We start from the raw sequence: 23295 nt of genomic DNA, 5'->3' as shown, positions 1-23295 counted from the left end.
TAGCCGCCTCGCCGAGGCGCGTGCACAGAAGAGTGGTTCGTCCTTTTCAGGGGGTCCATGGCTACCGTCCCCGAGCCCGATCAATGGGGGCGGTCGTTCCCGGGCGGTGCCTCAAAGGCCCACCCACCCGGAAACCGGCCCCCCGTTCCGGGTTCGTCAGAAGCGTCGTTCAGGAATGATCAGCGTGTCACCGGGCAGCATGTCCACGTTGGCCGAGATATCGCCACCGTTGACCAGGTCGTCCAGGCGCACCCCATATTGCTTGCGCTCGCCATTCTCGTTACGCACGATCACTGCGCGATTTCCGGCAGCAAATTCGGTGATGCCGCCCACCGCGATCATCACATCCATCACGCTCATCTCCTCGCGATATTGCAGCGCCTGCGGCGCGGCGGCCTGCCCGATCACGCGAATCTGGCGACTATAGGGCCCGGCAAAACCGGTCACCATCACCGTGACGATCGGATCGCGCAGGTAGCGGGACAGCTCCTCCTCCATCACACGGGCCAGCTCCGTGGGCGTCTGCCCGCTCGCCTGGACATCCTCGACCAGCGGGGTCGTGATTTGCCCGTCGGGGCGCACCGAGACGCCAGTGGAAAGGTCCGGGTTGCCGCGCACGGATACCTGCAGGGAATCGCCGGGACCGATGATGTACTGCTCGATCACCGTGCGCTCGATGGAGGTCGGGGCCTCCGGGTAATCCGTCGTGGCACAGCCTGCCAGCAACAAGGCCGGCAGCAGGATGACGAAGCCGAACCTTGGCCCGGACTTCGACCCGGCCTTTGCAGCATTGATCAGGGACATCACGACTCCCCCTTGGAGATTCTGGCGGTTGTTAGAGGCTTCACCCGACCGGGAACGGGGCCCGCACCGCACCCCAAAAGGTCGCGGAAACTGGCTACGCTTACCGGGAATACCGGATTCCACAAGCAACTTGATGTTAGGCCTCGGGTATGAACAGAGTCCACGTAAGGTCTTCATTCCCGGCGCTCCAGGACTAACGTTCGTGTTACGGGGACGCCGGGCCATCTACCTCCACCGAACAGGAGTGTCCCGTGGAGTTTCTGTCTCTCCGTTTCCTTGCCGACTGGTTTCTGCTCCCGCCCAGCGGACCGCTCCTCCTGGCCCTGGCGGGCCTGCTCCTGTACCGGACCCTGGCAGGCAAAGCCCTGCTGACCGGCGGGCTGCTCCTGACCTACGCGTTCAGCATCCCGCCCGTCAGTCACGCCCTCATGGCCCCGCTGCAGGCCGCCTACTCGCCGCCCGACACGACCGCGCTGGAACACGCCGAGGCCATCGTCGTGCTCGGTGCCGGGTATCGCAGTGGTGCGGTGGAATTCTCCGGCGAAACGGTCAACGACCTGGCCCTGGTGCGACTGCGCTACGCCGCCGCCCTGCACCGGCAAACCGGCCTCCCCGTAGTCGCCACCGGTGGCGGCCCGGAGGGCCGGGAACCGGAAGCCCGCTGGATGGCCGAGGTCCTGGAGGAGTTCGGCGTCAGTCCGGTGTGGCAGGAGACCCGTGCACGCGACACGGAAGGCAATGCCCGGCACTCGGCCGCGCTGTTGCACGAACGCGGCATGCAACGCGTCCTGCTGGTCACCCATGCGCACCACCTGCCGCGCGCCACAGCGGCATTCGAGCGCGCCGGGCTGGAGGCCATCCCGGCCCCGACCGGCGCCTTCGTCGCCCACGACACGAGGCTCTCGTTAGGCGCCTTCAAACCCCAGGCTAACGCCATGCGCACCAGCTGGCTCGCCATGCACGAGTACCTCGGTATTCTGTGGTATCGCTGGCAATATGGCCGTCACCCGGCACCACCGGGCACCTGACGCGCCCCGCCAGCCCCAACCCATCACAAGCCGGGGGCGACGGATGAATCTGCTGGTAACGGGCGGCGCTGGATACATCGGCAGCCATGTCCTGCAGCATCTGCGCAGGGGCGGGCACGACGTCACCGTGTACGACAACCTCAGCACCGGGCACGCATGGGCCGTGGGGGATGCCGAGCTGGTCGTCGGCGATCTGGCGGATACCGGGCGCCTGCGAGAAACCCTCGAACGCGGCTTCGACGGCGTGCTGCACTTTGCCGCGCACATCATCGTTCCGGAATCGGTCACCGACCCGCTCAAGTACTACGGCAACAACACCCGCAACACCTTCAACCTGCTGGAGGCCTGCGCCGCCACCGGCGTGCGCTACTTCGTGTTCTCCTCCACCGCCGCCGTCTACGGCATCCCCGACACCGTCTCGGTCGCGGAAGACGCACCCCTGCAGCCGATCAACCCCTACGGCGCCTCCAAGATGATGTCCGAACGGATGCTCATGGACCTGGGCGCCGCCTCCGACCTGCGCTACGCCAGCCTGCGCTACTTCAACGTAGCCGGCGCCGACCCCGAAGGCCGGCTGGGCCAGGCCACCCCGGACGCCACCCACCTGATCAAGGTCGCCTGCCAGGCCGCCACCGGCCAGCGCGACGGCATCACCGTATTCGGCACCGACTACGCCACCCGCGACGGCACCTGCGAACGCGACTACATCCACGTCGAGGACCTCGCCGCCGCCCACGTCCGCGCCCTGGAACACCTCGACGGTGGCGGCAACTCGCAGGTGCTCAACTGCGGCTACGGCCACGCCTACAGCGTGCTCGAGGTCCTCAACGCCGTGAAACGCGCCAGCGGCGTCGACTTCCACGTCACGCTCGGCCCGCGTCGCGAAGGCGACCCGCCCGCCCTGATGGCCGACGCCCGCCGCATCCGCCAGACCCTCGCCTGGGAACCGCGCTACGCCGACCTCGACCTCATCGTCCGCCATGCCCTCGCCTGGGAACAGAAGACGGCGCTACAGACCGCCTGATCCGTATCTCCCAGGCATTGAGGGCCGAATGCTATAGTCGAGCCAAAGCCCAACGCGGTCCGAAACATGGCATCGACCCTCCACGCCAGCACCGGAAACACGGCAGAGGCACTCCCGCCCCGCGAACGTGTGAACCACCTCGCGCATGCGGCCGCGGAAGTCGTACGCGAAGAATTCGGCCAGGATGCAAAGGTGTTCTGGTTCGGGTCCTGGCCACGCGGCACCGCGCGGTGGAACTCGGACATCGACCTCGCCGTGCTGCCTGCCAGGGAGGTTTCCATCAGCGACTGGGGCCGACTCCGCGGGCACATCGAGGACCTGCGCACCCTCTACACCTTCGACCTGGTTGACATGACCGAGGTCAGCGACGAGTTGCGCAAGGAAATCGAGAGCGAGGGAATCCCGCTTTGACCACCGTCCGCGAAAGTTTCGGCAAGGCCCTCGGCCGGCTTGAAGAAGCCCTGCAGGCGCCCACCAGCGACCTGGCCCGGGATGCCAGCATCCAGCGTTTCGAATTCACCTTCGAACTGGCGTGGAAATCCGTAAAGGCAGCCGCGGTGCCCGAAGGGCTGGAGTGCGCGTCGCCACGATCCTGCCTGCGATTGGCTCTGAGCCAGAGCTGGATATCGGATGAGGCCATCTGGCTCGCCATGCTGGATGACCGCAACCGCGCCTCGCACACCTACGACGAGAAGCTGGCCGAGCAACTCTACTCCCGGCTACCGGGATATCTGCCCGCCTTGCGGCAGCTCCAGGCCGCGCTACCCACCTGAGAGCAAATCTCCAGGCGGCCAGCCCGCAAGCAAGCCTGTACACCTCTTCTTTTTACAGCACCGTCCGACGGGCGAGGTGCAGGAGCCGGGCGGGCAGTTCGTAATCCAGCTCCCAGACGATGCTCATCGGCTTGCTGCCTTCGTGACGCTGGTAGCGAACCGGTCCGCAGAAGGTGAATGGCTGGCTCAGGCCGGTGGCGTCGCGCTTGGCCGGGCGTATGAACAGCATGGGGGTGTAACCGAGCTCTTCGTGATGGATGTAGCGCTGCCCGGTCTGCGAGGTGGGTGAGGTGCCGGACTGCGACTGCCAGTGGAACCGCCGCTCGTTGAGGGCGTAGTCCTCGTACATGGTGGTGGGAGAGAACTCCTGCTCGGATTTTTCCAGGGTGACGAACAGCGCATCCACGCGCCGTTCCGGTACGTGCCGGACACCCTCCTGCTGAGTGATGGGCTTCTCGAGGCTACCGAGGCCGAGCGCCAGCAGGATCTGCTCGCGGGTATAGGACGCGTGCAGTTCCAGCGGACCGGTCTGCTCAGGGAAGGTGATGCCGCTGGCGGGGACGATGCGCTCGCGTCGCCAAGCGGCGACCTCCTGCAGATCCCGGTAAAGGGGGCGCTGTTCGCGGACGAAGCCGTCCACGGCGGAGAGGTCCCCATCCCCCGGACGTATCTTGCCCCATAGCGTGCTGTGGACGAGGGACAGTCGAAGCCGATCCTCTTCGGCAAGCTGCTCCACGTTCGCCGCCGGCTGCGCCAGATGGGTCTGCAGGGTTTCCAGCAACTGCCGATCGTCACACCGCGCCAGACGCTGCAGCCCGCGTTTGAGGCTGCTGGCATAGGGCCCCAGCGCCTCCGTCGATTCCCCTCCGCAGTCCGCGCGCAGCCGGGAGGGCAGGTCCTTGCGCAGCAGGTCTTCGGCATCATCCATATGCAGGCAGTCGAGCATCTTGGGCAGGCTCGCGGAGTCGATGTCCTCCTGGAAGCAGCTCTTGAGCTCGCGCACGATCTGCGGGCGCTGGCGGTTGATCTGTGCGCGGATGTTGTCGAGGACGCGCTGGGTGGCCAGGCGGTCGAGGTGGATCAGGCAGCCGCTGGGCAACCACGGGAAGCCCTCCTGGATCTGGTGATCCACCCGTTTCTCCGGCCGCGCGCTCAAGGCCCGGAACCGATCGGCATAACGAAAACGCCGATCCTGCGGCGCCACGAAATCCAGCACGGTCAGGTGTGGCTTGCCCTCGTGCAACCGCAGTCCGCGGCCCATCTGCTGCAGGTAGACCGTCAGGCTCTCGGTCGGGCGTAGCAGCAAAACGGTGTCCACCTCGGGCAGGTCCACGCCCTCGTTATAGAGGTCCACGGTAAAGATGAAGCGGATGCGCCCCTCGCGCAGGTCGCGCTGTACCGACTGCCGCTCGTAATCCGAGCTCTCGCCGGTCAGCACCGCGCTGGGCACCTGTTTGGCCGAGAAATGCTCGGCCATGAACCGGGCATGGGCGCGACTGATGCAAAAGCCCAGGCCCCGAACCGAGCCCAGGTCGGTTGCGTGCTCATGGGCCTGCCGCAACACCCAGTCGGCCCGCGCCCGGTTACCGGTGAACACCCCTTCCAGCTCTTCGGCGTTATAACCCCCGCGCTGCCAGCTCACCCGGCTCAGGTCCACGGACTCGTGGTCGGCCACGCCGAAGTAATGGAACGGCACCAGCAACCGACGCTCGATCGCATCCGGCAGGCGGATCTCATGGGTGTAACGCTGGCCGAAGTGCTTGCGGATATCGTCGGCATCCGTGCGCTCCGGCGTCGCCGTCAGGCCCAGCAGGCACTTGGGCCGCACATGGTCCAGGATGCGCTGGTAGCTCCCGGCGCTGCTGTGATGCGCCTCATCCAGTACCACGTAATCGAAATGCGCCGGGTCTAGGCGATCGAGGTCCCGTGAATTCCAACTCGCCACCGTGCAGAACAGATGGCGGTCCTGACTCGGGCGCGCCCCGCCCACCAGCAAGTCACCGAATTCGTGGTCCTGCAGCACTTGGCGGAAACTCGCCATTGCCTGACGCAGGATCTCCTCGCGGTGGGCGATGAACAGCAACGACGGACGCCCCTTATCCGCCTGGTCACGTGCAAAGCGCCGATAGTCGAAAGCGGCAATCATGGACTTGCCGGTCCCGGTGGCGGCGATGACCAGATGGCGGTCGATGCCCGAACGGCGCTCGCGCTGGATGTCCTCCAGGATCTCCTGCTGAAAAGCGTAAGGCCGCAGGTCGAAGAACGCGGTGGCGTCTTTCTGCGCCCCGGGCCCTGAGCTGGATTCCGACTCCAGTGCCTGTTGCAGGCGCGGAAGGTCATCCATCGTGAGCGGTTCAAACTCCGCCGGGTCTGCCCAGTGCGACTCGAACGAGGCCTCGATCTGGCGCCACATATGCGGCAGCTCGTATTCACTGACCTTGGCCGTCCACTCCAACCCCTCATCCATCGCCACCCGCGAGACATTCGCTGAGCCGATGTAGGCACTACCGAACCCCGTGCTCCGATGGAACAGGTAGGCCTTGGCGTGCAGGCGCGTGCGGTGCGTGTCGTAGGAGACCCGAATCTCGGTGTTCGGCAGGCCTAGCAGAAACTCGATGGCCTTGAGATCCGTGGCCCCGAGGTACGAGGTCGTCGCGATCCGCAGCCTGGGCGAGCCGTCGGCGGTCGGGGTCTCGGTAAAGCGCTTGAGCGTCTCGCGCAGGGCGCGAATCCCGCTCCACTTGATGAAGGATACCAGCCAGTCGGCGCGCTCCGCACTGGCCAGTTCTTTCTCGATCTGCGTGACCAGGCTGGGTGTGCGATCCGAACCAGTGAGCAGGCTGGAAAGAGCCAGCGGCACATCCGGCCGTGGCGTCTCCTGCCGCCCTACCCGGTCAGCCGCCGGGGAGCGCACCTCCAGCAACTGCCGAAACGGCGGCTGCGGAAGGTCTTCCTCAATTCCGGACAGGGGATGCCCGGCCGCCGCCAGCGCATCCGCCAGCCCCTGCACGGCCCGGGTCCAGTCCTCGTGTCCGTTCTCGCGCAGCTCACCCGCGCGCTCACCGAGCCGCTGGGCCAGCTCGGCGACCAGGCTAATCGCCAGGTCGTCGCCCTCCAAAACCTGGCTCCAGCGGGCATGGTCTTCCAGACCCAGGGCCTCCAGCGCTTGTCGTACCCGTGGCGTATCCAGCCGCTCGTGCAGGCCGATCCATCGCGCCCCGGACAGGGCTTTGGCGGCGTCATCTCGGCTCATGCGGGAAGTCCCGCAATAAAGGCATCGAGCAACGGGATGTCTGCGGGCGCGAGATCGAGCCCGCGCGCCTCCGACGGCGATATCCAGCACCAGCGATCGTGCACCGTCAGCACCGGGCTCTCGTCTTCCGTCCACGCGCGCAGCGCCACCAACTCAAGGCTCCCATTACCCGGAATCGGCGCGCGCCCGATCTCTTTCCCCACCCGGAGCTCCATCTCCAGCTCTTCCCGGAACTCGCGGCACAATGCGTCCTCCAGGCTCTCGCCCGGCTCCGCTTTGCCACCGGGGAATTCCCAATACCCCGCCAGCGCCTGATCGGCCCCGCGACGCGCCAGAAAGATCCGCCCCTGTGCATCCTCCAGAATGCCGCAGACCACCACCGCCTGATTCGCTTCTATGAGCGTTTCCAACCACGGCCCTCCGTTTACTCTAGGGAAACACTGATCAATGTACACGTTCGCGTTGGCACCCCAGGTTTTCCGAGACAAGGCGCGTCGTGCAGCGGGTGGTGGTTCTACCCGCAAGCGGCGCAACGCAGGATCGGGGAACCTGGGGTGCCAACCCCACAAGCTATTGAAAGACGGGGCTCGGCCGCTTTTGCGCGCGCACGGCGTTGCGGTTCCCTTGTGCAGAATGACTGCACGGCAGTCGCCGCGCCTTGTTCGCACGCAAAAGCGACTCGAGCGCGAACGTGTACATTGATCAGTGTTTCCCTAGCCGGATGAACGCCGCCACGGCTACTGCAGAACCCCCAACTCCCAGAGACCGCCTGCTCGCTCCTCCCGGTTACGCCAATTCCGGGATAACGGTGATATCCCGATTCTGTCTAGGACCGTGCTATCTAGCGCCCGTACCCCGGATATCCCCGTCTCGAGCCGAACCATTCCACCCGCAAACCTTCAACCCCCAGCCCCTGAGTCTCACCCACGTTCGACCGACAGACCGATGTAAGACATCACCAAACGCCGATTAATCCTGGTCCGGTTGTGTGTGGCGCCCTACCACTCGACGCGACGTTTACTACCATGATAAAAAAATGGTTTACCAATAACGCTTTACCTGAAACACGAGAGCCCCGGGGCAAGATGCAGAACCCGCATATCACCAATATGACTGATTCCCTCGAATCTACTGTTAGGGCGATAATCAGAGAATGAAAGGATACGCTCGAAAAAATTGGAAGGACTTTAGAGACGAAGTCATTGAGCTAGATGGCAGCGTTTGTAGTGTCTGTGGGCGCGGCGAGCCAGACGTTTACTTGCAAGTTCATCACAAGCGTTATATTCCAAACAAACTCCCGTGGGAATATGCATACACGGACTGCGTTACGCTATGCAAGGGATGCCATGCTGCAGAGCATGGGATAATACCCCCTAGGTTCGGCTGGGAATACGTTGGCTATGATGATCTGGGCGATCTTATTGGCACCTGTGAGTTATGTGGCAGTAGTTTACGTCACCAATTCTTTGTGTTTCATGACAGATGGGGCACTATGAAGGTCGGAACATACTGTTGTGACTCCTCAACGGACACAGAGGTCGCTTCGGACCTCGCCGACTCAAAAAAACGCCATGAAGACAGAAAAAGACGATTCATCCAATCAAGCAGATGGAAATTAATCAGAAATATACACAAAATCAAACAGAAAAAGATTTCCGTCGCCATAATGTCAAGTGATGGCTCATATCGTATTGCGATGAATGGCACCAAAGGAAAATTGGTTTTCTCAACTATTGACGAAGCGAAAGAACACATATTTGAGGCGATTGAGAGTGGCAAAGCCGGTGAGTATCTTGCGAAGCATAAACAATAGGCCCAACACGGCACTTCAGGTGACCGCTGCCGCAGCGCGACGATAGGAGCGACGCGCCAGCGGTCACCTGAGTTCGGACGTTAGGCCCAGACAGACGCGTTATCGAACATTTTCGGCAAGCTGTTCCGTGAAGTTTGGGACAGGCCCTGTCGTCCCTTTTATCGAAGGAAGGAAGCCATGGCAGATTCGACTGTCTGTGGGAATTGTGGTGAAACGCTCACTGAGCTGGATAGCACTTCTGTCGAGAAGCGCCAGCCCTGTCCCAGGTGCGGCTCGACTCGCAGGAATTTTTCAGTTGAGATAACGGATTCGGTCACCGCTTCAGCTAGCGTTACCGCTACCGTCGTCACGTACCCAAACGCGCTGCTGACCATTGCTCGGAGCCTGATTGATCAGGGGCACTTCAACATTTCGATCGTGACTTTGCTAATGGCTTGTGAGGTTGCTGCCGAACGCGCTTTCGACGCTGCGTACTCGGCCAAGAATCTGGAGACCCTGGGCGAAGCCGTAGATGGCCTGATGAACGGACATAACCTTGCGAACGATAAGCACCGAAAGCTCTACAACGCGCTCACCGGTGTGGAACTCGAGGGACAGTCCTTCTGGCCGCGGTTCAAAAGCGCTTCCGAGAAACGGAACTCTATAGTCCACAGGGGCGGACACGCGAACAAAGACGAGGCTGAGGCCGCCTTGCAGGCGGCCAGAGAGTTGATAACGTATCTGAAGCAGATCTGAACTTCGGGGTCGAACCTTGCCTTTTGCCCTTAGTGACAGTGCACTCTTCCCGTCGAATGATTTTTATGACAGCACTGGCCGGGCGGTGAACTCTTCCGACAACCGCCACCATGAAACACGGTGTCAGTCTGATAGCCAGACCCCATGGTTACAGGGCCAGACCCAGCCAATGCTGGAAGACTCATAAACACTGCTACAGCGGCTAGAATCAAGATCCTCATACTCATTCCCCCTTGAAATTCAATTTAACTGCCTTCGGCGGCCTACCTAGGGCTCTCCCCCCTACGCGATAAACCAACCGTTAACCAGCATAAACCAAAACAGCCTCGTCATCTCGCTCTTTCGTCGTGCCAATCTGGTCTTCACGCCCTCGACGTGGCGCAGATCGAGGGCAACATCGGCCCGTCGGTGCAGCCGAATGTGGCCGCGCGCTTCACCTGGTAGCCCTGCGGCGCCTAAACGAGGGACGGTTGCGTATGCCAGTGAAGCCGCCCGATGGGGCGGTAACGGCGAGGATTCTTAGCATGGGCCCCGGCATCATCTGGAGGGAGGCCAGAGGAAGTCGCGGGTAACCTCCCGCTGGGCCGTCCCGGGGAGACTTCTTTGGACCTTTCTCACTGCCCGTAGCTAATCCCCTCCCTCAAGGTCCACAACTTAGTACCTCGAAAGACAAATCCCGTTCGGCCGCCAAACATCCCGGGGCTATCAGTGACGGTTACTTTTTGGCCTCCCTGCATGACCACGCAGCGCCCCTGTTCTATGTAGGCCTCGAAGCTGCCCATATCGTCTGCACCTACGAATGACACCATATCTTGGATCCATTGCTCCTGAAGGCATGCAACGTAACCTTCATTCGTAGTTCCTTGCATTCCCCAAGCAGGAAGTGCGGTAACCGAAAAAGAAAATACCACCAATGTCATTATACGCTTCACTTTTACCCCCCCTTTGAAACTCAACAACCTGCTAGCGCGTGCACCCCTGGACGCTGCTACCGTGCTTCACACGTACAATCGATGCGTCACGAATCTCATAATCCACTGTAATCCCGATAGCCGGGTATTTGTTCGACTGAATGCAGTATCCTCTTTTCTGCATCATGCTCCCCGGGTAAAGCTCATCGGCTCTCGTCTTAAAGTCCGCATCACGATGCGAGTACCAGCGAGAAATGATGTTATTGATCATCATCAGATTAGTATCCATCCCCACGTCGTGTTCTGACATGCACCCCGGATCGTCAAAGGTAATTGTGCCAACTCGACCCGTTAATGTTTCGTGAAAGTATCTACTCTTGTGGTCGGTCGTCTGAATGTAGGTGCAGTTCTGACCACGATCGTTTTGTATATGACCTCTCGACTGAAACTCGTTTGCCGCGTGCAGTGGAGCTGACGCAGCAAGAAGCAAGGCGAGACCAACTGCTACAGGGGCCCGGTTTTTCATGCGCTCTCCTAGGTTCTTTATGTGGGTCTCAATGGATGAACTCTCCACGAGAAAGCATACGCGTTGAAGCTAGAAAACCCGAGCAACCCGGTCTGCATGGAACTGATCCAGTCGTGCAACGGGTGTCCCGCCCAATGAACACTCGTGAACTGCCCGACAACGGGGAGCAGGAGCGACCGCCGTGGTGGACATGCTACCTATGGGGCTATGAGTGTGCCTTCGAGCTGGAATAGGGGCTGAGCGCATACGTGGACCACGGGGTCAAACCTTGCCTTTTGCCCTGCGGCGTCCCTCTCTGAAGCATCCCACCACGCCGTTCCCGGCTAATAGGGTCGGACCACAATAAGCTGCTGATCCATGAACGCAATCCATCCTTATCCCTTATTTCGGGCTTGCCAGCGATTTTAACCGCTTAAACGCCACGTCCTGGCTGACGGGTCACTCTCGCCGCATCTTGCGCGAAAAAACGGTCTTTCACCGGCTCCAGACCAGATTGTTAAGCCTTTTTGAGCGGCAAATCAGTTGCGTATAGAGATTCGTCCCGGAATCCAGGACGGAGTGGATGGTTCGCCCGAAGTGCGAACATAAAGTGGTAGCGGTTCATCCTCACCGTCAGTCAGTGGCGTGGAATTCGCGATATTCGTCGAGGAAGGCGAGGCGCGTGGTATCGGTGACGCGGTCGATGTAGAGCTTGCCGTCGAGGTGGTCGATTTCGTGCTGGAAGACGGTGGCGAGGAAGCCCTCGGGTTCCAGGTGGCGCGGTGTTCCGTTCGGCTCGCGGTAGTCCACGGCAATGTGCCGCGGTCGCGCGACTTCGCCACGCAGGCCGGGCACGGAGAGGCAACCTTCCCAGTAGCGCTGCGGCGTCGGGTCGAGCACGGTCACGGCCGGGTTGACGAGAACCAGGCGGCCGGTGGGCACGGCATCGGGGTAGCGGCTGTTACCGGGCTCGATCTCGATCACGGCAACGCGTTGAGGCACACCGATCTGGGCGGCGGCCAGGCCGAGCCCTTCGTTGGCGTGCATGGTGTCGACGAGGTCGTCCACCAGGGCGTGCAGGTCGGGCCTGTCAAAATCGGATTCGGGTACCGGGTCGCAGGTGCGACGCAGGTCGGGGTGTCCCATGCGCAGGATATGGCGAACGCTCATGGGAAAGATGGTGCCACAAGGGGGAAATAATGGTGGCCGGGGACGGAATCGAACCGCCGACACGGGGATTTTCAATCCCCTGCTCTACCGACTGAGCTACCCGGCCATACTTCGGGGGAATCGTCCTGTGGACGAAGGGCGGTATTAAAGCCGCCCGGCGGCCCCACGTCAAGCGCGCGGGACCGCCAGATCAATACGAGCCGCGGAAAACTGCGACTCAGGAGGCGTTCGGGTCGACGAAACCTTCCGGCTTTTCCGAACCGTCGCCGAACAGGAACTTCTCCATTTCCTCTTCGAGGAACTTGCGCGCCTTGGGGTCGACCGGGGTCAGGCGGTATTCGTTGATCAGCATGGTCTGGTGGCTCAGCCAGGCCTGCCAGGCCTCCTTGGACACGTTCAGGTAGATCTTCTTGCCCATCTCGCCGGGATAGGGCGGGAAGTCGAGCCCGTCCGCCTCTTTGCCGAGCTTCACGCAGTTAACGGTTCGTGCCATTGCCGGGATCCTTGTCGTCGTGCAGATAACGCTGGATGGGGGCCGGGATACCGACCGCCCGTGATGTGCCGGGTTTATACCAAATCACCCTGTTGCCTTCCATGATCCCACACGCGCCAGCCGGGAGGTCGAAGGGCCGAATGCGCAGATCCAGGCGGTAGTGGCTGAAGCTGTGCTGGAGCCCGTGATCGACAACGGCCGGGGTGGCACCGGGCCATTGAACGAGCACCCAGTCTTCCAGGGCCTCGGCGGTTTCGGCCTCGGGCAGGCTGTAGAGACCGCCCCAGATGCCGTCCTGTTCGCGCTGGATCAAGGCGATACCCTCCGGTGCCCGCAGACAGGCGGCCCAACGCGTGCGTGTGGGCAGATCGCGGCGCGGCCGGGGCGAAGGCAACGTGCCGGTCAGGCCCTGCTGCGCGGCGCCGCAGTCCACGTGCACCGGGCAGGCCTCACAGGCGGGGCGGCTGCGAGAACAGAGCAGGGCGCCCAGGTCCATGATCGCCTGGGTGTAATCCGCGCAGCGTGTGGCAGGGGTACGCGCCTCGGCCTCGGCCCACAGTTCGCGCTGGACGGCGGTACTGCCCGGCCAGCCGTGGATCGCCGCGTGACGGGCCAGTACGCGCTTGGCATTGCCATCCAGGATGGCCTCGGGCGCATCGTGCGCCTGGGCGATGATGGCGGCGGCGGTGGAGCGCCCGATGCCCGGCAGTTGTTCCAGGCCCGCGCGCTCGGCGGGAAACACGCCCCCGTGTTCCTCGACCACCACCTGTGCGGCGCGGTGCAGGTTGCGCGCACGGGCGTAATAGCCAAGCCCCGACCACTGGTGCAGCACGGCGTCCTGCGGGGCCGCGGCAAGGCTTTGCACGTCGGGGAACTGCTCCATGAAGCGCTGGAAGTAGGGGACGACGGTCTCCACCCGGGTCTGCTGCAGCATGATCTCGGAGACCCACACCCGATAGGGCGTGCGCGGATGCTGCCACGGCAGGTCCTGGCGACCGTGGCGATCGAACCAGGCGAGCAGCCGCTCGGCGAAGGCGTTCATGGGCGAATCGACCATGGCGGCACCCGCACCGGGGGCGGGCACCGCGGGTGATCAGCGACTGCGGAAGCGATCCAGGAGCCGGTCGGACTCCTGCTCGATGCGCTCGCGGGCGCGCTCTTCTTCCTCGCCCAGGCGTTCTCGGACACGATCCTCTTCCTCTTGCACGCGTTCGCGGACCTCGCCCTCGTAACGGTCCCGCAGGGCGTCCTCCAGGTCGAGACGGAAGCTCGGGTCGGTGAACGTGCCGCTGATGCGGATCGGCAGCGTCACGCCGCGCAGATCGTCGAGTTCCCGGCCACCCTGGCCCTCCAGCGTGCCGACCACGGTGCTGTTCACGCGGTAGTCGAGGGTGTCGTCGTTCAGGTCGGCCTGGCCTTCGCCGCTCACCCGCAGCAGGGGCGAGCTGGCCGCCAGGTCCTCGTTGCGCACGATGCCGTCGCGAATGGTGAAGCTGCCGGTCAGTTCGCTGAAATCGGTCTGGTTGGGCTCTTCCTCTTCCAGCTGCTCGCCGCGCAGGCGCGCCTCGGCCCGGCGGATGATCTGGGCCACGTTGATGCCGCGAACCGCGCCATCCTCGAAGCGCATGTTGCCGGAGCCGTTCAGGGCACCCTTCAGCTCGCTCAGGAGCTCGCCCCGGGTGGCGATGTCCAGCTCCAGGTTGCCAGTACCCATCAGGCGCGCATCGTCGCCCTGAAAGTCTTCCAGCAGGGCCCCGATATCCAGGGCCTGCAGGTCGGCTGCCAGCTCGTAGCGCGGGGCATCGTGGCGCGCGTCCAGGCGCAGGCGGCTGCTCAGCTCGCCGTCGTAGGCCTCGGCATTCAGGGGCTGGATATTCCAGTCGCCCGCCTCGGCGCGGATCTGCAGCTCGATGTTGCGCAGGACCATGCCCATCACGTCGAGGCGGCCCAGCGCCGCGCTGCCATCCACATCGACGCTGCGCAGGGCCTCCAGCGGCAACTCGATGGCGATATCCTCGTCGGCTTCGCCATTGCCATTGCCGTTTTCCGTGCGGGCCTCTTCCACTTCCGGCGGCAGGTAGCGGTCGAGATTCAGGCGCTCGCCGGAGACATCGAAGGTAATCAGCGGACGTTCGCCGCGGCCATCCCAGCCCGCGGAACCGCTCAGCATGGCGTCATCCACGGTGATCAGGAACGGGTCCATGTTCAACGCCTGGAAGCTGCCGTGGGCGGACAGGTCCAGGGCAACCCGGGCCAGGGCATCCGGATCGCTGGTTTTGGGGGCGTCCATTCCCAGGTCGGTCAACACGTCCTTGAGGTTGAAGGTGTTGGTGCGCATCTCGCTCCGGATCTGCGGCTGCTCGCCATCCAGCTCGGACAGCTCGGCAAATCCAGTCATGCGCACGCCGGCGACACCCAGCGTCAGACGCTCCAGGCGCAGGGACATCGCGTCGGCCATTTCCAGGGCGACATCGGTTTCCAGGGTCATGCCCACGGCGCGCGGCAAGCCACCACCGTCGAGGCCCAGGGTGGCGTTCAGACGACGCACGGAGTAGCGCTCGTTGAGCAGGTCGACGTTCATCAGCCCGCCGAGGTCGAGCGCGAGCTCCACGGGTTCGGCCAGATCGCCGCCCTCGGCGCGCACGACCGCTTCCAGATCCAGCCGCGTCTCGACGCCCGGGCGGAAGCGCCCAATCTGCAGCTCGAACGGGTCCAGGGTGGCCTGCATGCCGGTCTCGCGATCATCCCAGTGCACCTGGGCATTGGTCAGGGAGATTCCGGCCACGTCGATGCGCTGCAGGGCCAGCCGCGTCTCGGTCGTGGTGCGCTCGTCGTCATCCGCACCCACGGCCTCGTCGCGGGCGGCGCCCGCGTGATCCAGCAGGTCGTCCCAGTTGTTGCGGCCCTGCTCGTCGCGTGCCAGGTTCAGGCGCACACCGTCGGCCTGCACGCGCTGGACCTCCAGCTCGCGGCGCAGCAGCGGCATCACCGCCACCGCAACATCCACCACGTCGACCTCGGCGAACGGCTCGTCGCCAAAGCCCTCGGCATTGCCGAAGCGCACCTCTTCCAGACGCAGCCCAAGGCTGGGGAACAGAGTCAGGCCGATCGGCCCGGAGAGGGTCAGCTCGCGACCGGTCGCTTCCTGCACCTCCGCTTCGATGCGCTCCTTGTAGTCATTGGCATCGAAGGTGATCAGCAGGTAGGCGGCCACGATGATGGCCAGCAGGATCAGTACGGCGATCAGGCCCAGCAGGCGCTTGATCCATTTCATTCGGAATCTCCTTTCGGTTCGGCCCGCCAGATGCCACTGCGGCCCCCGCGTTTCTCGAGCAGGCGAACACCATCAATTTGCATGCCGCGATCCACGGCCTTGCACATGTCGTAGACCGTCAGCAGCGCGGTGGACACGGCGGTCAGCGCCTCCATCTCCACCCCGGTCTGGGCGTGCACCTCGCAGGTGGCCTGCACGCGCACGGCGGTGTCTTCCGTCTCCAGCTCCAGGGCCACCCGGGTCAGTCCGATCGGGTGGCAAAGCGGGATCAGGTCGCCGGTCTTCTTGGCCCCCATGATGCCAGCCACGCGGGCAATACCCAGGACGTCCCCTTTCGCATGGCGGCCTTCGCGGATGCGCTGCAGGGTATCCGGCTGCATGTGGATCCGGCCCTCGGCGATCGCCACGCGATGGGTGACGGACTTTTCGCCAACATCGACCATGTGCGCATGGCCTTCGGCATCGAAGTGAGTGAATTCGTTCATGCCGGCTATAATGCTTGACTCGCAGTTATCTTTACAGGGGCCGGAATGACCGTAAGCGTTCACTATTTCGCGCGATTGCGCGAGGAACTGGGCCGCCAGGGCGAAGAAGTGGCCCTGCCCGGAGAAGGCCTGACCGTCGGCGAGCTGTGGCGGCACCTGCACCAGGATGCCCCCCCGGAACGCCTGATGGCCGCGGTCAACCAGGAACAGGCGAGCCTGGAGACCCCGGTGCGCGATGGCGACGAGGTCGCCTACTTCCCGCCGGTCACCGGGGGCTAGGGTGGCGGTCGAGATCTATACCGGCGATTTCGATCCCTGGGAGGTCGTCCGCCAGGCCGAACAGGCCATCCCGGCGAACGCCCGCGGCGCGGCCAGCGTGTTCGTCGGCCGCATGCGCGACTTCAACGAAGACGAGGACGTGACCGGCCTGTTCCTGGAGCACTATCCGGGGATGACCGAGCGCGAGCTGGAGCGCATCGTCGCCGAGGCCGAGGCGCGCTGGCCGCTGCTGGGCTGCCATGTGGCCCACCGCGTCGGCGATGTGCGTCCCGGCGATGCCCTGGTGCTGGTGGCCACCTGGTCCGCCCACCGCATCGCCGCCCGCGACGCCTGCAGTGACATCCTCGAACGCCTGAAGCACGAGGCCCCGTTCTGGAAACGCGAGACCCTGGCCGACGGCACCGACCGCTGGGTGGAGAAAAACACCCCGGGTTTCTGAACGCCACCCGCTGTTCGCCCCCCCCCTTGTAGGAGCCTGCTTGCAGGCGAATGCCCCTGCCCGCGTCCGACTTTGGCAGGAGCTTCGCCTGCAAGCAGGCTCCCACGGGGCCCAGCTCAGGACATGGGGCATTCCGGCCGCCCCCACATCGTCATCCCGGAAACCGCACAGCGGTTATCCGGGATCGCCACCGCCGGAGATGAGCCGGGCGTCCGCGGAGGCTCCAGCGCGGGAGATCCCGGCTCTCCGCTCCGCTCCGGCCGGGATGACGGGGTGGGCCGGAGGATAAGGCCGGCTTAACAGTGGACACGGGGGTGCGCCGGGTGACGGAGTTGCGCGCGACCTTGGGCGCAATGGAACACGGCCGGTCCTCAGCGCAGGGTGAGGAAGAGGGTCTGGTTGCCGCGACGCAGTTGCAGCTCCAGGGTCTGGTGTGCGGCCAGTTGTTGCGGCAGGTCGGACAGGCGCTGGATGCGCTGGCGGTTGATGGCCAGCAGCACGTCGCCCGCGCGCAGGCCGGCGCGCGCCCCCGGGGTGCCGGGCTCCACCGCGATCACCGCCACGCGACTGCCACCGTCACGCCCGGTGGCCTCGGACAAGCGAACACCTTCCAGCCGCGGATGCACGGCCGCGCCCTCGATGCGCCGCTCTTCGGGGCGATCCAGGCGGGCGACGATCCGCTGTTCGGCCCCGTCACGCAGGACATCCAGGCGCACATCGGAACCGGCGCGCAGCAGGCCAAGCCGGTTGCGCAGGTCGGCGGCGCTGCGCACCGGCTGGTCGTCCGCCCGCAGCACGATATCTCCGCTCTGGAGGCCGGCGCGTTCGGCCGCGGATCCACGCACCACGCGCGTGATCACGGCGCCCTGGGAAATATCCAACTCAAAGGCCCGGGCCAGCGCCGGGGTCAGGTCCTGCATCTCCACGCCCAGCGCGCCGCGTTCGACGCGACCCTCCGCCAGCAAATGGTCGCGAATCTGGCTGGCCATGTTGGCGGGGATCGCGAAGCCGATACCAATGTTGCCCCCGCCGCGCGCGAGAATGGCGGTATTGATTCCGACCAGCTCGCCACGCAGGTTGACCAGCGCCCCGCCGGAGTTGCCAGGGTTGATGGAGGCATCCGTCTGGATGAAGTCCTCGAAGCCGTCGCCGCCCAGCCCGCTGCGGCCCAGGGCACTGACGATGCCGCTGGTCACCGTCTGACCGAGACCGAAGGGGTTGCCGATGGCGACCACGAAGTCGCCCACGCGCAGGGCGTCGGAATCCGCCAGCGGGATCGCCTGCAGGTCCTCCGCGTCGATGCGGATCACGGCGACGTCGGTGGCCGGGTCGGTGCCCACCACCTCGGCCTCGTACTGGCGGCCATCGAAGAGCGTGACCAGGATCGCGTCGGCGCGCGCGATCACGTGGCTGTTGGTCAGGATGGTGCCGGCCTTGGCGTCCACGATCACGCCGGAGCCCAGACCCTGGCGTTCCCGTTCACGCGAACGCTCGGGGACATCGAAGAACCGGCGGAAGAAGGGGTCGTCGAACAGTGGGCTGACCGACTCCACGACCCGCGCGCGGGTGGCAATGTTCACCACTCCGGGGATGGTGCGCTCGAGCATCGGCGCCAGGGAGGGCAGGGGCTCACCGTCCACCGCGGCCGGGAGCTGGGCGGCGGCCGATGCGGCCCCGAGCAGGGCCAGGGCCAGGATCAGAAGGGGAACCAGCCGACGCATGGGCGATCCTCGATCAGGGCGCCAGGTTGGCGCGCGGGGCGAAGGACGACTCCTTGGCCATCTTGCGGTACCAGTCACCGGCCTCGTCCTCCGGCGGAACCTGCACCAGCAGCTTCAGGTAGAGATCACCCGGTGGCTTGCCCGGCAGTCCCTTGCCCTTCAGGCGCATCTGCTTGCCCGACTGGGTACCGGCCGGGACCTTCAGGTTGACCCAGCCATGCGGCGTGGGCACCTCGATCGTCGCGCCCAGCGCGGCCTCCCACGGGGTGATCGGGATGTCGCGGTAGAGGTTGCGACCGTCCAGCGTGTAGCGGTTATCTGGCTTGACCCGGATCTCCAGCAGCAGGTCGCCGGCGCCACCACTGCCAACGCCCGGGTCGCCCTGGCCGCGCACCCGCAGGCGCGAGCCATCCTTGGCCCCGGCGGGGATGCGCACGCGCTGCACCCGGCCCTCGGCATCCTGAACCGAGACCTCGGTGCCCTTGAGCGCCTGATCCAGGCTGATGTCCACGCGCCCCTCGCGGTCGGCGCCGCGCATGTTGAAGCCGGCGCCGCCACGGCGACGCCCCCCACCCATGCCGCCACCGCCGAAGATCGAGTCGAAGAAATCCGAGAAGCCGCCGGCATCGGCGCCCCCACGGGCACCGCCGTATTGCGCCCGGCCGTCCCAGCCGGGCGGCGGACGAAAGTCCTGTCCCTGGCGCCAGTTAGAGCCCAGCTGGTCATAGGCCTTGCGCTTTTCCGCGTCGCCCAGGGCCTCGTAGGCCTCGTTGACCTCCTTGATGCGGGTCTCGGCGTCCGGGTCCTTGCTGACATCCGGGTGGTACTTGCGCGCCAGCTTGCGATAGGACTTCTTGATCTCGTCCTGACTGGCGTCGCGGCTCACACCGAGGATCTTGTAGTAGTCCTTGTATTCCATTGCTTTCCTCGAGCGATTGCGGCTGCGTCCTCGGGTGACACCCGGATCCCGCCTAGGGAAACACTGATCAATGTACACGCTCGCGCTCGAGTCGCTTTTGCGTGCGAACAAGGCGCGGCGACTGCCGTGCAGTCACTCTGCACAAGGGAGCCGCAACGCCGTGCGCGCGCAAAAGCGGCCGAGCCCCTTCGGGGTTGGTACCCCAGGTTCCCCGATCCTGCGTTGCGCCGCTTGCGGGTAGAACCACTACCCGCTGCACGCCGCGCCTTGTCTCGGAAAACCTGGGGTACCAACGCGAGTGTGTACATTGATCAGTGTTTCCCTAGCCCATGATAGCCGGGATGCGGCTGTCACCCCGGGAGACAGGAGCCGCAGAAAAAGATCCGTGCCTCCCAAGGTTCAAAAAAACGGGCGCCACCGCGGGTGGAACCCGGGGCAGCGCCCGTGTCTCGCCCGGTGGGCGAGCATCCCCACCGGGCACGTGAGGCCGGATCAGTTCTCGATCTGGATCCGGCGCGGCTGCACGCGGGCCTGCTTCGGGATGCGCACCTCCAGCACGCCGTTCTCGCTGCGCGCGGAGATGTTTTCGGCATCCGCCGTATCCGGCAGCGAGAAGCGGCGGAAGAACGTGCCACGCACGCGTTCGATGCGCTTGTAGCCATCCTTCTCTTCCTCGCTTTCGTGCTTGCGCTCGCCGCGCAGGGTCAACACGCCATTCTCCATGTTCAGTTCGATGTCCTTCGGGTCTACCCCGGGGATATCGGCATGCAGCACGTAGGCATCGGTCTCTTCGCGGATATCTACCGCGGGGGCCCAGTCTGAGGTCGCGGAAGAGTCCTCGGCGCCGGGCATGTCCGGCATGCGACCGAGTTCGCGCGACAGTTGACCGAGCAGGCTGAACGGTTCGTAGCGGGTCATGGTCATGGCATTCCCTCCTGTGTGGGTGTCATCTGACTCACCCTTACAGTTAGGGGACACTTCCCGCGTTTTCAAGGGCCTGAGAGAGACGGCGCTCACTGTACTGGCCGGCACTCGCGCCGATTGTGCAGGCTGATGAACGCCTCCCTTACACACGGCGAAACTCCCTCAGCTTGTAGTCATCGCCGGTAATCAGTTCGAACACGCCATGCACGCCGCGCTGATCCAGATGGCTGCGCAGCAGCCGCGCCGGGAATTGCACGCTTTCGCCGCTGTCGGCCTGCGCAAAGACCACTGCGGCGCGGCCAGTGTAGTAGTCCTCCATCTCCTGGCGCGAGATCGCCAGGCGCAGGCGAAACCGGCGCATCGCGTTATTCCAGGTTTTGCACCTGCTCGCGCAGCTGCTCGATCAGGACCTTCATTTCCACTGTGGCACGCGTGATCTCCAGATCGTGCGACTTGGAGGAGATGGTGTTGGCCTCGCGGTTGAACTCCTGCATCAGGAAGTCGAGCCGCCGACCGCTGGGCCCGCCCTGGTCCAGGATCTCGCGCACGGCCGCCACGTGACCGTCGATGCGATCCAGCTCCTCGGCAATATCCATGCGCTGGGCCAGCAACGCGACCTCCTGTTCCAGGCGTTTCGGGTCCAGGTGCAGGTCCAGTTCGCGGATACGCGCCAGGATGCGTTCGCGCTGCTCGTCGAGCATCGGCTGACGCCGCGAGTGGACCGTCCGGGCATGCTCCGCCAGGGCCTCCAGGCGCGTGCGCATGCCATCGGCCAGGGCCGCCCCCTCCGTCGTACGCATTGCGACCAGGGCCTCCAGCGCGGTGTCGAAGCCGGCCAGTAGCGGCTCCGCCAGGACCTCGCCGGCATCCGAGGCGCCCTGCAGGACGCCGGGCCAGCTCAGCACGTCCAGCGGCGAGACCGGGGCCGGATTGCGCATCCTTCGCTCGATCGCCGCGCAGGCATCGATCAGCGCCTGCGCGCGCTCCTGATCGAAGGCCTCCGGGGCGTTGTCCGCCTGGCCCCGGTCGCGCAGCACCACGTCCACCTTGCCGCGTGCCAAGTGGCCCTTGAGGCGCTTACGCACCTCGGCCTCCAGCGAGCGCAGGTGATCCGGCAGGTGGATCCGCAGCTCCAGGTAGCGGTGATTGACGCTCTTGAGCTCCCAGTCGAACACGCCCCCGTCCAGGGTGATGGCGTGCCGGGAAAATCCGGTCATGCTGGTAATCATTATTCCCCCGTTGCGGTCCCTGCTGCGCAAGGCATGAGTGTAGTGCGTTACCCCACTGGGCGACGCACTACACTCATGGCCCGTATACTGCGCCCCTCTCAAATCTAGCAAGGATCACAGCATGCGACCCAGTGGCCGAGCAGCCGACGCGATGCGCGCCGTGCGTTTTACCCGCCATTTCACCCGTCACGCGGAGGGTTCCGTACTGGTGGAATTCGGGGACACGCGCGTGCTGTGCAACGCCACGGTGGAGTCGCGCGTGCCGCCGTGGTTGAAGAACAAGGGCCGCGGCTGGGTCACCGCCGAATACAGCATGCTGCCGCGCTCCACCCACGAGCGCATGGTGCGCGAGGCCGCCCGGGGCAAGCTGGGCGGTCGCACCATGGAGATCCAGCGCCTGATCGGCCGCTCGCTGCGTGCCGCGGTTGATCTCGAGGCCCTCGGCGAACGCCAGATCATCGTCGACTGCGACGTGATCCAGGCCGATGGCGGCACCCGCACAGCCGCGATTAGCGGGGCCTACGTCGCGCTGCGCGATGCCATCCGCAAGGCACGCGAACAGGGCCTGATCCGCAAGGACCCGCTGCACGGACACCTGGCAGCGGTCTCCGTGGGCATCTTCAATGGCACGCCGGTGCTGGACCTCGATTACGACGAGGACTCCCAGGCCGAGACCGACCTGAACCTGGTGATGAACGAGGCCGGCGGGGTGATCGAGATCCAGGGCACGGCCGAGGGCCACGCCTTCCGCCGCGACGAGCTGGACCAGATGCTGGATCTGGGCGAGAAGGGCATCCGCGAGATCTGCGACGCCCAACGCGCCGTTCTGGCCGAAGGCTGATCCGGGCATGACCGGCGAACCGCGGCGCGTGGTGCTGGCCACCGGCAACCCCGGCAAGCTGCGCGAGATCCGCACCCTGCTGGAGCCGCTGGGCCTCGCGGTCGAGCCGCAATCGGAGCATGGCGTGCCGGAGGCCGAAGAGACCGGCCTGACGTTCGTGGAGAACGCCATCCTGAAGGCGCGCAACGCCGCCCGGCATACCGGGCTGCCAGCGATCGCCGACGACTCCGGGCTGGAGGTGGAGGCCCTGCGCGGCCAGCCGGGGATCTACTCCTCGCGCTACGCCGGTACGGACGCCGACGATGCCGCCAACAACGCGCGGCTGATGGAGGCATTGCAAGGCGTGCCACCGGAACAGCGGGGTGCGCGTTTCCGCGCCGTGGTGGTGTACCTGGAACACGCCGACGACCCGGCCCCGATCATCGCCGAGGGCGTATGGCCCGGACGCATCGCCGAGCAGGCCAGCGGCGCCGAGGGCTTCGGCTACGACCCGTTGTTCTTCGTTCCGGAGGAAGGCTGCACCTCGGCCGAACTGGACCCGGCGACCAAGAACCGCCTGAGCCACCGCGGCCAGGCCCTGCAACAGCTCGTGGCCAGCCTGCGCAACCGTATGGGCCACGCGCCGGCCTGACACCCGGTCCTGCCTGGCTCCCGGGCCTGGCCCCGATGCGGGCC

The 23295-nt window shown here is 64.8% G+C and carries 24 protein-coding genes and 1 tRNA gene; 10 read left to right on the top strand and 15 right to left on the bottom strand.

Annotation, left to right across the window (positions count from 1 at the left end; translation table 11 throughout):
• Nucleotides 1-156: 156 nt before the first annotated feature.
• Nucleotides 157-804 (bottom strand): XrtA/PEP-CTERM system exopolysaccharide export protein, encoded by a 648-nt coding sequence (locus tag TVD_RS00240; RefSeq protein WP_019572089.1) that lies wholly within the window; start codon nucleotides 802-804, stop codon nucleotides 157-159.
• A 251-nt stretch (nucleotides 805-1055) separates the two neighbouring features.
• Here TVD_RS00240 and TVD_RS00235 point away from each other — a divergent pair, with 251 nt between their 5' ends.
• The 4 genes from TVD_RS00235 to TVD_RS00220 all read left to right on the top strand — a co-directional run bounded on the left by TVD_RS00235 (nucleotide 1056) and on the right by TVD_RS00220 (nucleotide 3629).
• Entirely contained in the window at nucleotides 1056-1832 is a 777-nt protein-coding gene (locus TVD_RS00235; protein WP_047250480.1) for a YdcF family protein, read from the top strand.
• A 43-nt stretch (nucleotides 1833-1875) separates the two neighbouring features.
• Entirely contained in the window at nucleotides 1876-2856 is a 981-nt protein-coding gene (gene galE / locus TVD_RS00230; protein ID WP_047250479.1) for a UDP-glucose 4-epimerase GalE, read from the top strand.
• Between the two features lie 66 nt (nucleotides 2857-2922).
• Nucleotides 2923-3267 (top strand): nucleotidyltransferase family protein, encoded by a 345-nt coding sequence (locus tag TVD_RS00225; protein ID WP_047250478.1) that lies wholly within the window; start codon nucleotides 2923-2925, stop codon nucleotides 3265-3267.
• Nucleotides 3264-3629 (top strand): HI0074 family nucleotidyltransferase substrate-binding subunit, encoded by a 366-nt coding sequence (locus tag TVD_RS00220; protein WP_018951583.1) that lies wholly within the window; start codon nucleotides 3264-3266, stop codon nucleotides 3627-3629. The genes TVD_RS00225 and TVD_RS00220 overlap by 4 nt, the downstream gene beginning before the upstream one ends.
• 52 nt (nucleotides 3630-3681) lie before the next feature.
• Here TVD_RS00220 and TVD_RS00215 read toward each other — a convergent pair whose 3' ends face one another.
• Nucleotides 3682-6882: a DEAD/DEAH box helicase gene (locus tag TVD_RS00215; RefSeq protein WP_047250477.1), complete on the bottom strand. Its 3201-nt coding sequence runs from the start codon at nucleotides 6880-6882 to the stop codon at nucleotides 3682-3684.
• Entirely contained in the window at nucleotides 6879-7292 is a 414-nt protein-coding gene (locus tag TVD_RS00210; protein WP_047250476.1) for a (deoxy)nucleoside triphosphate pyrophosphohydrolase, read from the bottom strand. The genes TVD_RS00215 and TVD_RS00210 overlap by 4 nt, the downstream gene beginning before the upstream one ends.
• 743 nt (nucleotides 7293-8035) lie before the next feature.
• Between TVD_RS00210 and TVD_RS13845 the strand changes: the two genes are divergently transcribed.
• The gene (locus tag TVD_RS13845; RefSeq protein WP_082119047.1) at nucleotides 8036-8695 is read left to right on the top strand and encodes an HNH endonuclease; all 660 of its coding nucleotides are present in this window, start codon (nucleotides 8036-8038) and stop codon (nucleotides 8693-8695) included.
• A gap of 177 nt (nucleotides 8696-8872) precedes the next feature.
• Nucleotides 8873-9430 (top strand): FmdB family zinc ribbon protein, encoded by a 558-nt coding sequence (locus tag TVD_RS00205; RefSeq protein ID WP_047250475.1) that lies wholly within the window; start codon nucleotides 8873-8875, stop codon nucleotides 9428-9430.
• Nucleotides 9431-10393: 963 nt separating this feature from the next.
• On the opposite strand, the gene TVD_RS14495 is transcribed toward TVD_RS00205, so the two are convergent.
• From TVD_RS14495 to moaC, 7 genes are all read right to left on the bottom strand, one after another.
• Complete coding sequence (locus TVD_RS14495) at nucleotides 10394-10867, bottom strand: hypothetical protein (protein ID WP_155986092.1); 474 nt, start codon at nucleotides 10865-10867, stop codon at nucleotides 10394-10396.
• Nucleotides 10868-11479: 612 nt separating this feature from the next.
• Entirely contained in the window at nucleotides 11480-12016 is a 537-nt protein-coding gene (def, locus tag TVD_RS00190; RefSeq protein WP_047250474.1) for a peptide deformylase, read from the bottom strand.
• 30 nt (nucleotides 12017-12046) lie between these two features.
• Nucleotides 12047-12122, bottom strand: a tRNA-Phe gene (locus tag TVD_RS00185).
• A gap of 111 nt (nucleotides 12123-12233) precedes the next feature.
• Complete coding sequence (locus TVD_RS00180) at nucleotides 12234-12509, bottom strand: oxidative damage protection protein (protein WP_038032041.1); 276 nt, start codon at nucleotides 12507-12509, stop codon at nucleotides 12234-12236.
• The gene (gene mutY, locus TVD_RS00175) at nucleotides 12493-13551 is read right to left on the bottom strand and encodes an A/G-specific adenine glycosylase (protein ID WP_047251871.1); all 1059 of its coding nucleotides are present in this window, start codon (nucleotides 13549-13551) and stop codon (nucleotides 12493-12495) included. Before mutY ends, TVD_RS00180 begins: the two co-directional genes overlap by 17 nt.
• A 51-nt stretch (nucleotides 13552-13602) precedes the next feature.
• Complete coding sequence (locus tag TVD_RS00170) at nucleotides 13603-15783, bottom strand: AsmA family protein (protein ID WP_047250473.1); 2181 nt, start codon at nucleotides 15781-15783, stop codon at nucleotides 13603-13605.
• The gene (gene moaC, locus TVD_RS00165; protein ID WP_047250472.1) at nucleotides 15780-16268 is read right to left on the bottom strand and encodes a cyclic pyranopterin monophosphate synthase MoaC; all 489 of its coding nucleotides are present in this window, start codon (nucleotides 16266-16268) and stop codon (nucleotides 15780-15782) included. The genes TVD_RS00170 and moaC overlap by 4 nt, the downstream gene beginning before the upstream one ends.
• 45 nt (nucleotides 16269-16313) lie before the next feature.
• Here moaC and moaD point away from each other — a divergent pair, with 45 nt between their 5' ends.
• Nucleotides 16314-16547: a molybdopterin converting factor subunit 1 gene (gene moaD / locus TVD_RS00160; protein ID WP_018144868.1), complete on the top strand. Its 234-nt coding sequence runs from the start codon at nucleotides 16314-16316 to the stop codon at nucleotides 16545-16547.
• 1 nt (nucleotide 16548) lies between these two features.
• The gene (locus TVD_RS00155) at nucleotides 16549-16986 is read left to right on the top strand and encodes a molybdenum cofactor biosynthesis protein MoaE (RefSeq protein WP_018649571.1); all 438 of its coding nucleotides are present in this window, start codon (nucleotides 16549-16551) and stop codon (nucleotides 16984-16986) included.
• A gap of 371 nt (nucleotides 16987-17357) precedes the next feature.
• Here the strand turns inward: TVD_RS00155 and TVD_RS00150 are convergent, their stop codons facing one another.
• The 5 genes from TVD_RS00150 to TVD_RS00130 all read right to left on the bottom strand — a co-directional run bounded on the left by TVD_RS00150 (nucleotide 17358) and on the right by TVD_RS00130 (nucleotide 21779).
• Nucleotides 17358-18707 carry a Do family serine endopeptidase gene (locus tag TVD_RS00150; protein ID WP_047250471.1) on the bottom strand — a complete coding sequence of 450 codons (1350 nt, stop codon included), beginning with the start codon at nucleotides 18705-18707 and terminating at the stop codon, nucleotides 17358-17360.
• A gap of 13 nt (nucleotides 18708-18720) precedes the next feature.
• The gene (locus TVD_RS00145; protein ID WP_047250470.1) at nucleotides 18721-19626 is read right to left on the bottom strand and encodes a DnaJ C-terminal domain-containing protein; all 906 of its coding nucleotides are present in this window, start codon (nucleotides 19624-19626) and stop codon (nucleotides 18721-18723) included.
• Nucleotides 19627-20118: 492 nt separating this feature from the next.
• The gene (locus tag TVD_RS00140) at nucleotides 20119-20550 is read right to left on the bottom strand and encodes an Hsp20/alpha crystallin family protein (RefSeq protein WP_018168675.1); all 432 of its coding nucleotides are present in this window, start codon (nucleotides 20548-20550) and stop codon (nucleotides 20119-20121) included.
• A 142-nt stretch (nucleotides 20551-20692) separates the two neighbouring features.
• On the bottom strand, nucleotides 20693-20911 hold the full coding sequence (locus TVD_RS00135; protein WP_019627684.1) for a DUF2835 family protein: 219 nt from the start codon (nucleotides 20909-20911) through the stop codon (nucleotides 20693-20695).
• Between the two features lie 4 nt (nucleotides 20912-20915).
• Nucleotides 20916-21779 carry a YicC/YloC family endoribonuclease gene (locus tag TVD_RS00130; RefSeq protein WP_019572104.1) on the bottom strand — a complete coding sequence of 288 codons (864 nt, stop codon included), beginning with the start codon at nucleotides 21777-21779 and terminating at the stop codon, nucleotides 20916-20918.
• A 121-nt stretch (nucleotides 21780-21900) separates the two neighbouring features.
• Here TVD_RS00130 and rph point away from each other — a divergent pair, with 121 nt between their 5' ends.
• Both rph and rdgB read left to right on the top strand, forming a co-directional pair.
• Nucleotides 21901-22620, top strand: coding sequence for a ribonuclease PH (rph, locus tag TVD_RS00125; protein ID WP_019568919.1), 720 nt, complete (start codon nucleotides 21901-21903; stop codon nucleotides 22618-22620).
• Between the two features lie 7 nt (nucleotides 22621-22627).
• Nucleotides 22628-23251: an RdgB/HAM1 family non-canonical purine NTP pyrophosphatase gene (rdgB, locus tag TVD_RS00120; RefSeq protein WP_047250469.1), complete on the top strand. Its 624-nt coding sequence runs from the start codon at nucleotides 22628-22630 to the stop codon at nucleotides 23249-23251.
• Nucleotides 23252-23295 lie beyond the last annotated feature (44 nt).

The sequence above is a fragment of the Thioalkalivibrio versutus genome, from assembly GCF_001020955.1.
In the GTDB taxonomy this organism is placed as follows: domain Bacteria; phylum Pseudomonadota; class Gammaproteobacteria; order Ectothiorhodospirales; family Ectothiorhodospiraceae; genus Thioalkalivibrio; species Thioalkalivibrio versutus.
This window is presented reverse-complemented; position numbering and strand designations above follow the sequence as displayed.

Bases quoted from the DNA above. Each gene is read 5' to 3' on its own strand.
- TVD_RS00240 (WP_019572089.1), bottom strand. From the start codon at position 804: ATGTCCCTGATCAATGCTGCAAAGGCCGGGTCGAAGTCCGGGCCAAGG.
- galE (WP_047250479.1), top strand. From the start codon at position 1,876: ATGAATCTGCTGGTAACGGGCGGCGCTGGATACATCGGCAGCCATGTC.
- TVD_RS00225 (WP_047250478.1), top strand. From the start codon at position 2,923: ATGGCATCGACCCTCCACGCCAGCACCGGAAACACGGCAGAGGCACTC.
- TVD_RS00215 (WP_047250477.1), bottom strand. From the start codon at position 6,882: ATGAGCCGAGATGACGCCGCCAAAGCCCTGTCCGGGGCGCGATGGATC.
- TVD_RS13845 (WP_082119047.1), top strand. From the start codon at position 8,036: ATGAAAGGATACGCTCGAAAAAATTGGAAGGACTTTAGAGACGAAGTC.
- TVD_RS00205 (WP_047250475.1), top strand. From the start codon at position 8,873: ATGGCAGATTCGACTGTCTGTGGGAATTGTGGTGAAACGCTCACTGAG.
- TVD_RS14495 (WP_155986092.1), bottom strand. From the start codon at position 10,867: ATGAAAAACCGGGCCCCTGTAGCAGTTGGTCTCGCCTTGCTTCTTGCT.
- def (WP_047250474.1), bottom strand. From the start codon at position 12,016: ATGAGCGTTCGCCATATCCTGCGCATGGGACACCCCGACCTGCGTCGC.
- TVD_RS00180 (WP_038032041.1), bottom strand. From the start codon at position 12,509: ATGGCACGAACCGTTAACTGCGTGAAGCTCGGCAAAGAGGCGGACGGG.
- mutY (WP_047251871.1), bottom strand. From the start codon at position 13,551: ATGAACGCCTTCGCCGAGCGGCTGCTCGCCTGGTTCGATCGCCACGGT.
- TVD_RS00170 (WP_047250473.1), bottom strand. From the start codon at position 15,783: ATGAAATGGATCAAGCGCCTGCTGGGCCTGATCGCCGTACTGATCCTG.
- moaC (WP_047250472.1), bottom strand. From the start codon at position 16,268: ATGAACGAATTCACTCACTTCGATGCCGAAGGCCATGCGCACATGGTC.
- moaD (WP_018144868.1), top strand. From the start codon at position 16,314: ATGACCGTAAGCGTTCACTATTTCGCGCGATTGCGCGAGGAACTGGGC.
- TVD_RS00150 (WP_047250471.1), bottom strand. From the start codon at position 18,707: ATGCGTCGGCTGGTTCCCCTTCTGATCCTGGCCCTGGCCCTGCTCGGG.
- TVD_RS00145 (WP_047250470.1), bottom strand. From the start codon at position 19,626: ATGGAATACAAGGACTACTACAAGATCCTCGGTGTGAGCCGCGACGCC.
- TVD_RS00140 (WP_018168675.1), bottom strand. From the start codon at position 20,550: ATGACCATGACCCGCTACGAACCGTTCAGCCTGCTCGGTCAACTGTCG.
- TVD_RS00135 (WP_019627684.1), bottom strand. From the start codon at position 20,911: ATGCGCCGGTTTCGCCTGCGCCTGGCGATCTCGCGCCAGGAGATGGAG.
- TVD_RS00130 (WP_019572104.1), bottom strand. From the start codon at position 21,779: ATGATTACCAGCATGACCGGATTTTCCCGGCACGCCATCACCCTGGAC.
- rph (WP_019568919.1), top strand. From the start codon at position 21,901: ATGCGACCCAGTGGCCGAGCAGCCGACGCGATGCGCGCCGTGCGTTTT.
- rdgB (WP_047250469.1), top strand. From the start codon at position 22,628: ATGACCGGCGAACCGCGGCGCGTGGTGCTGGCCACCGGCAACCCCGGC.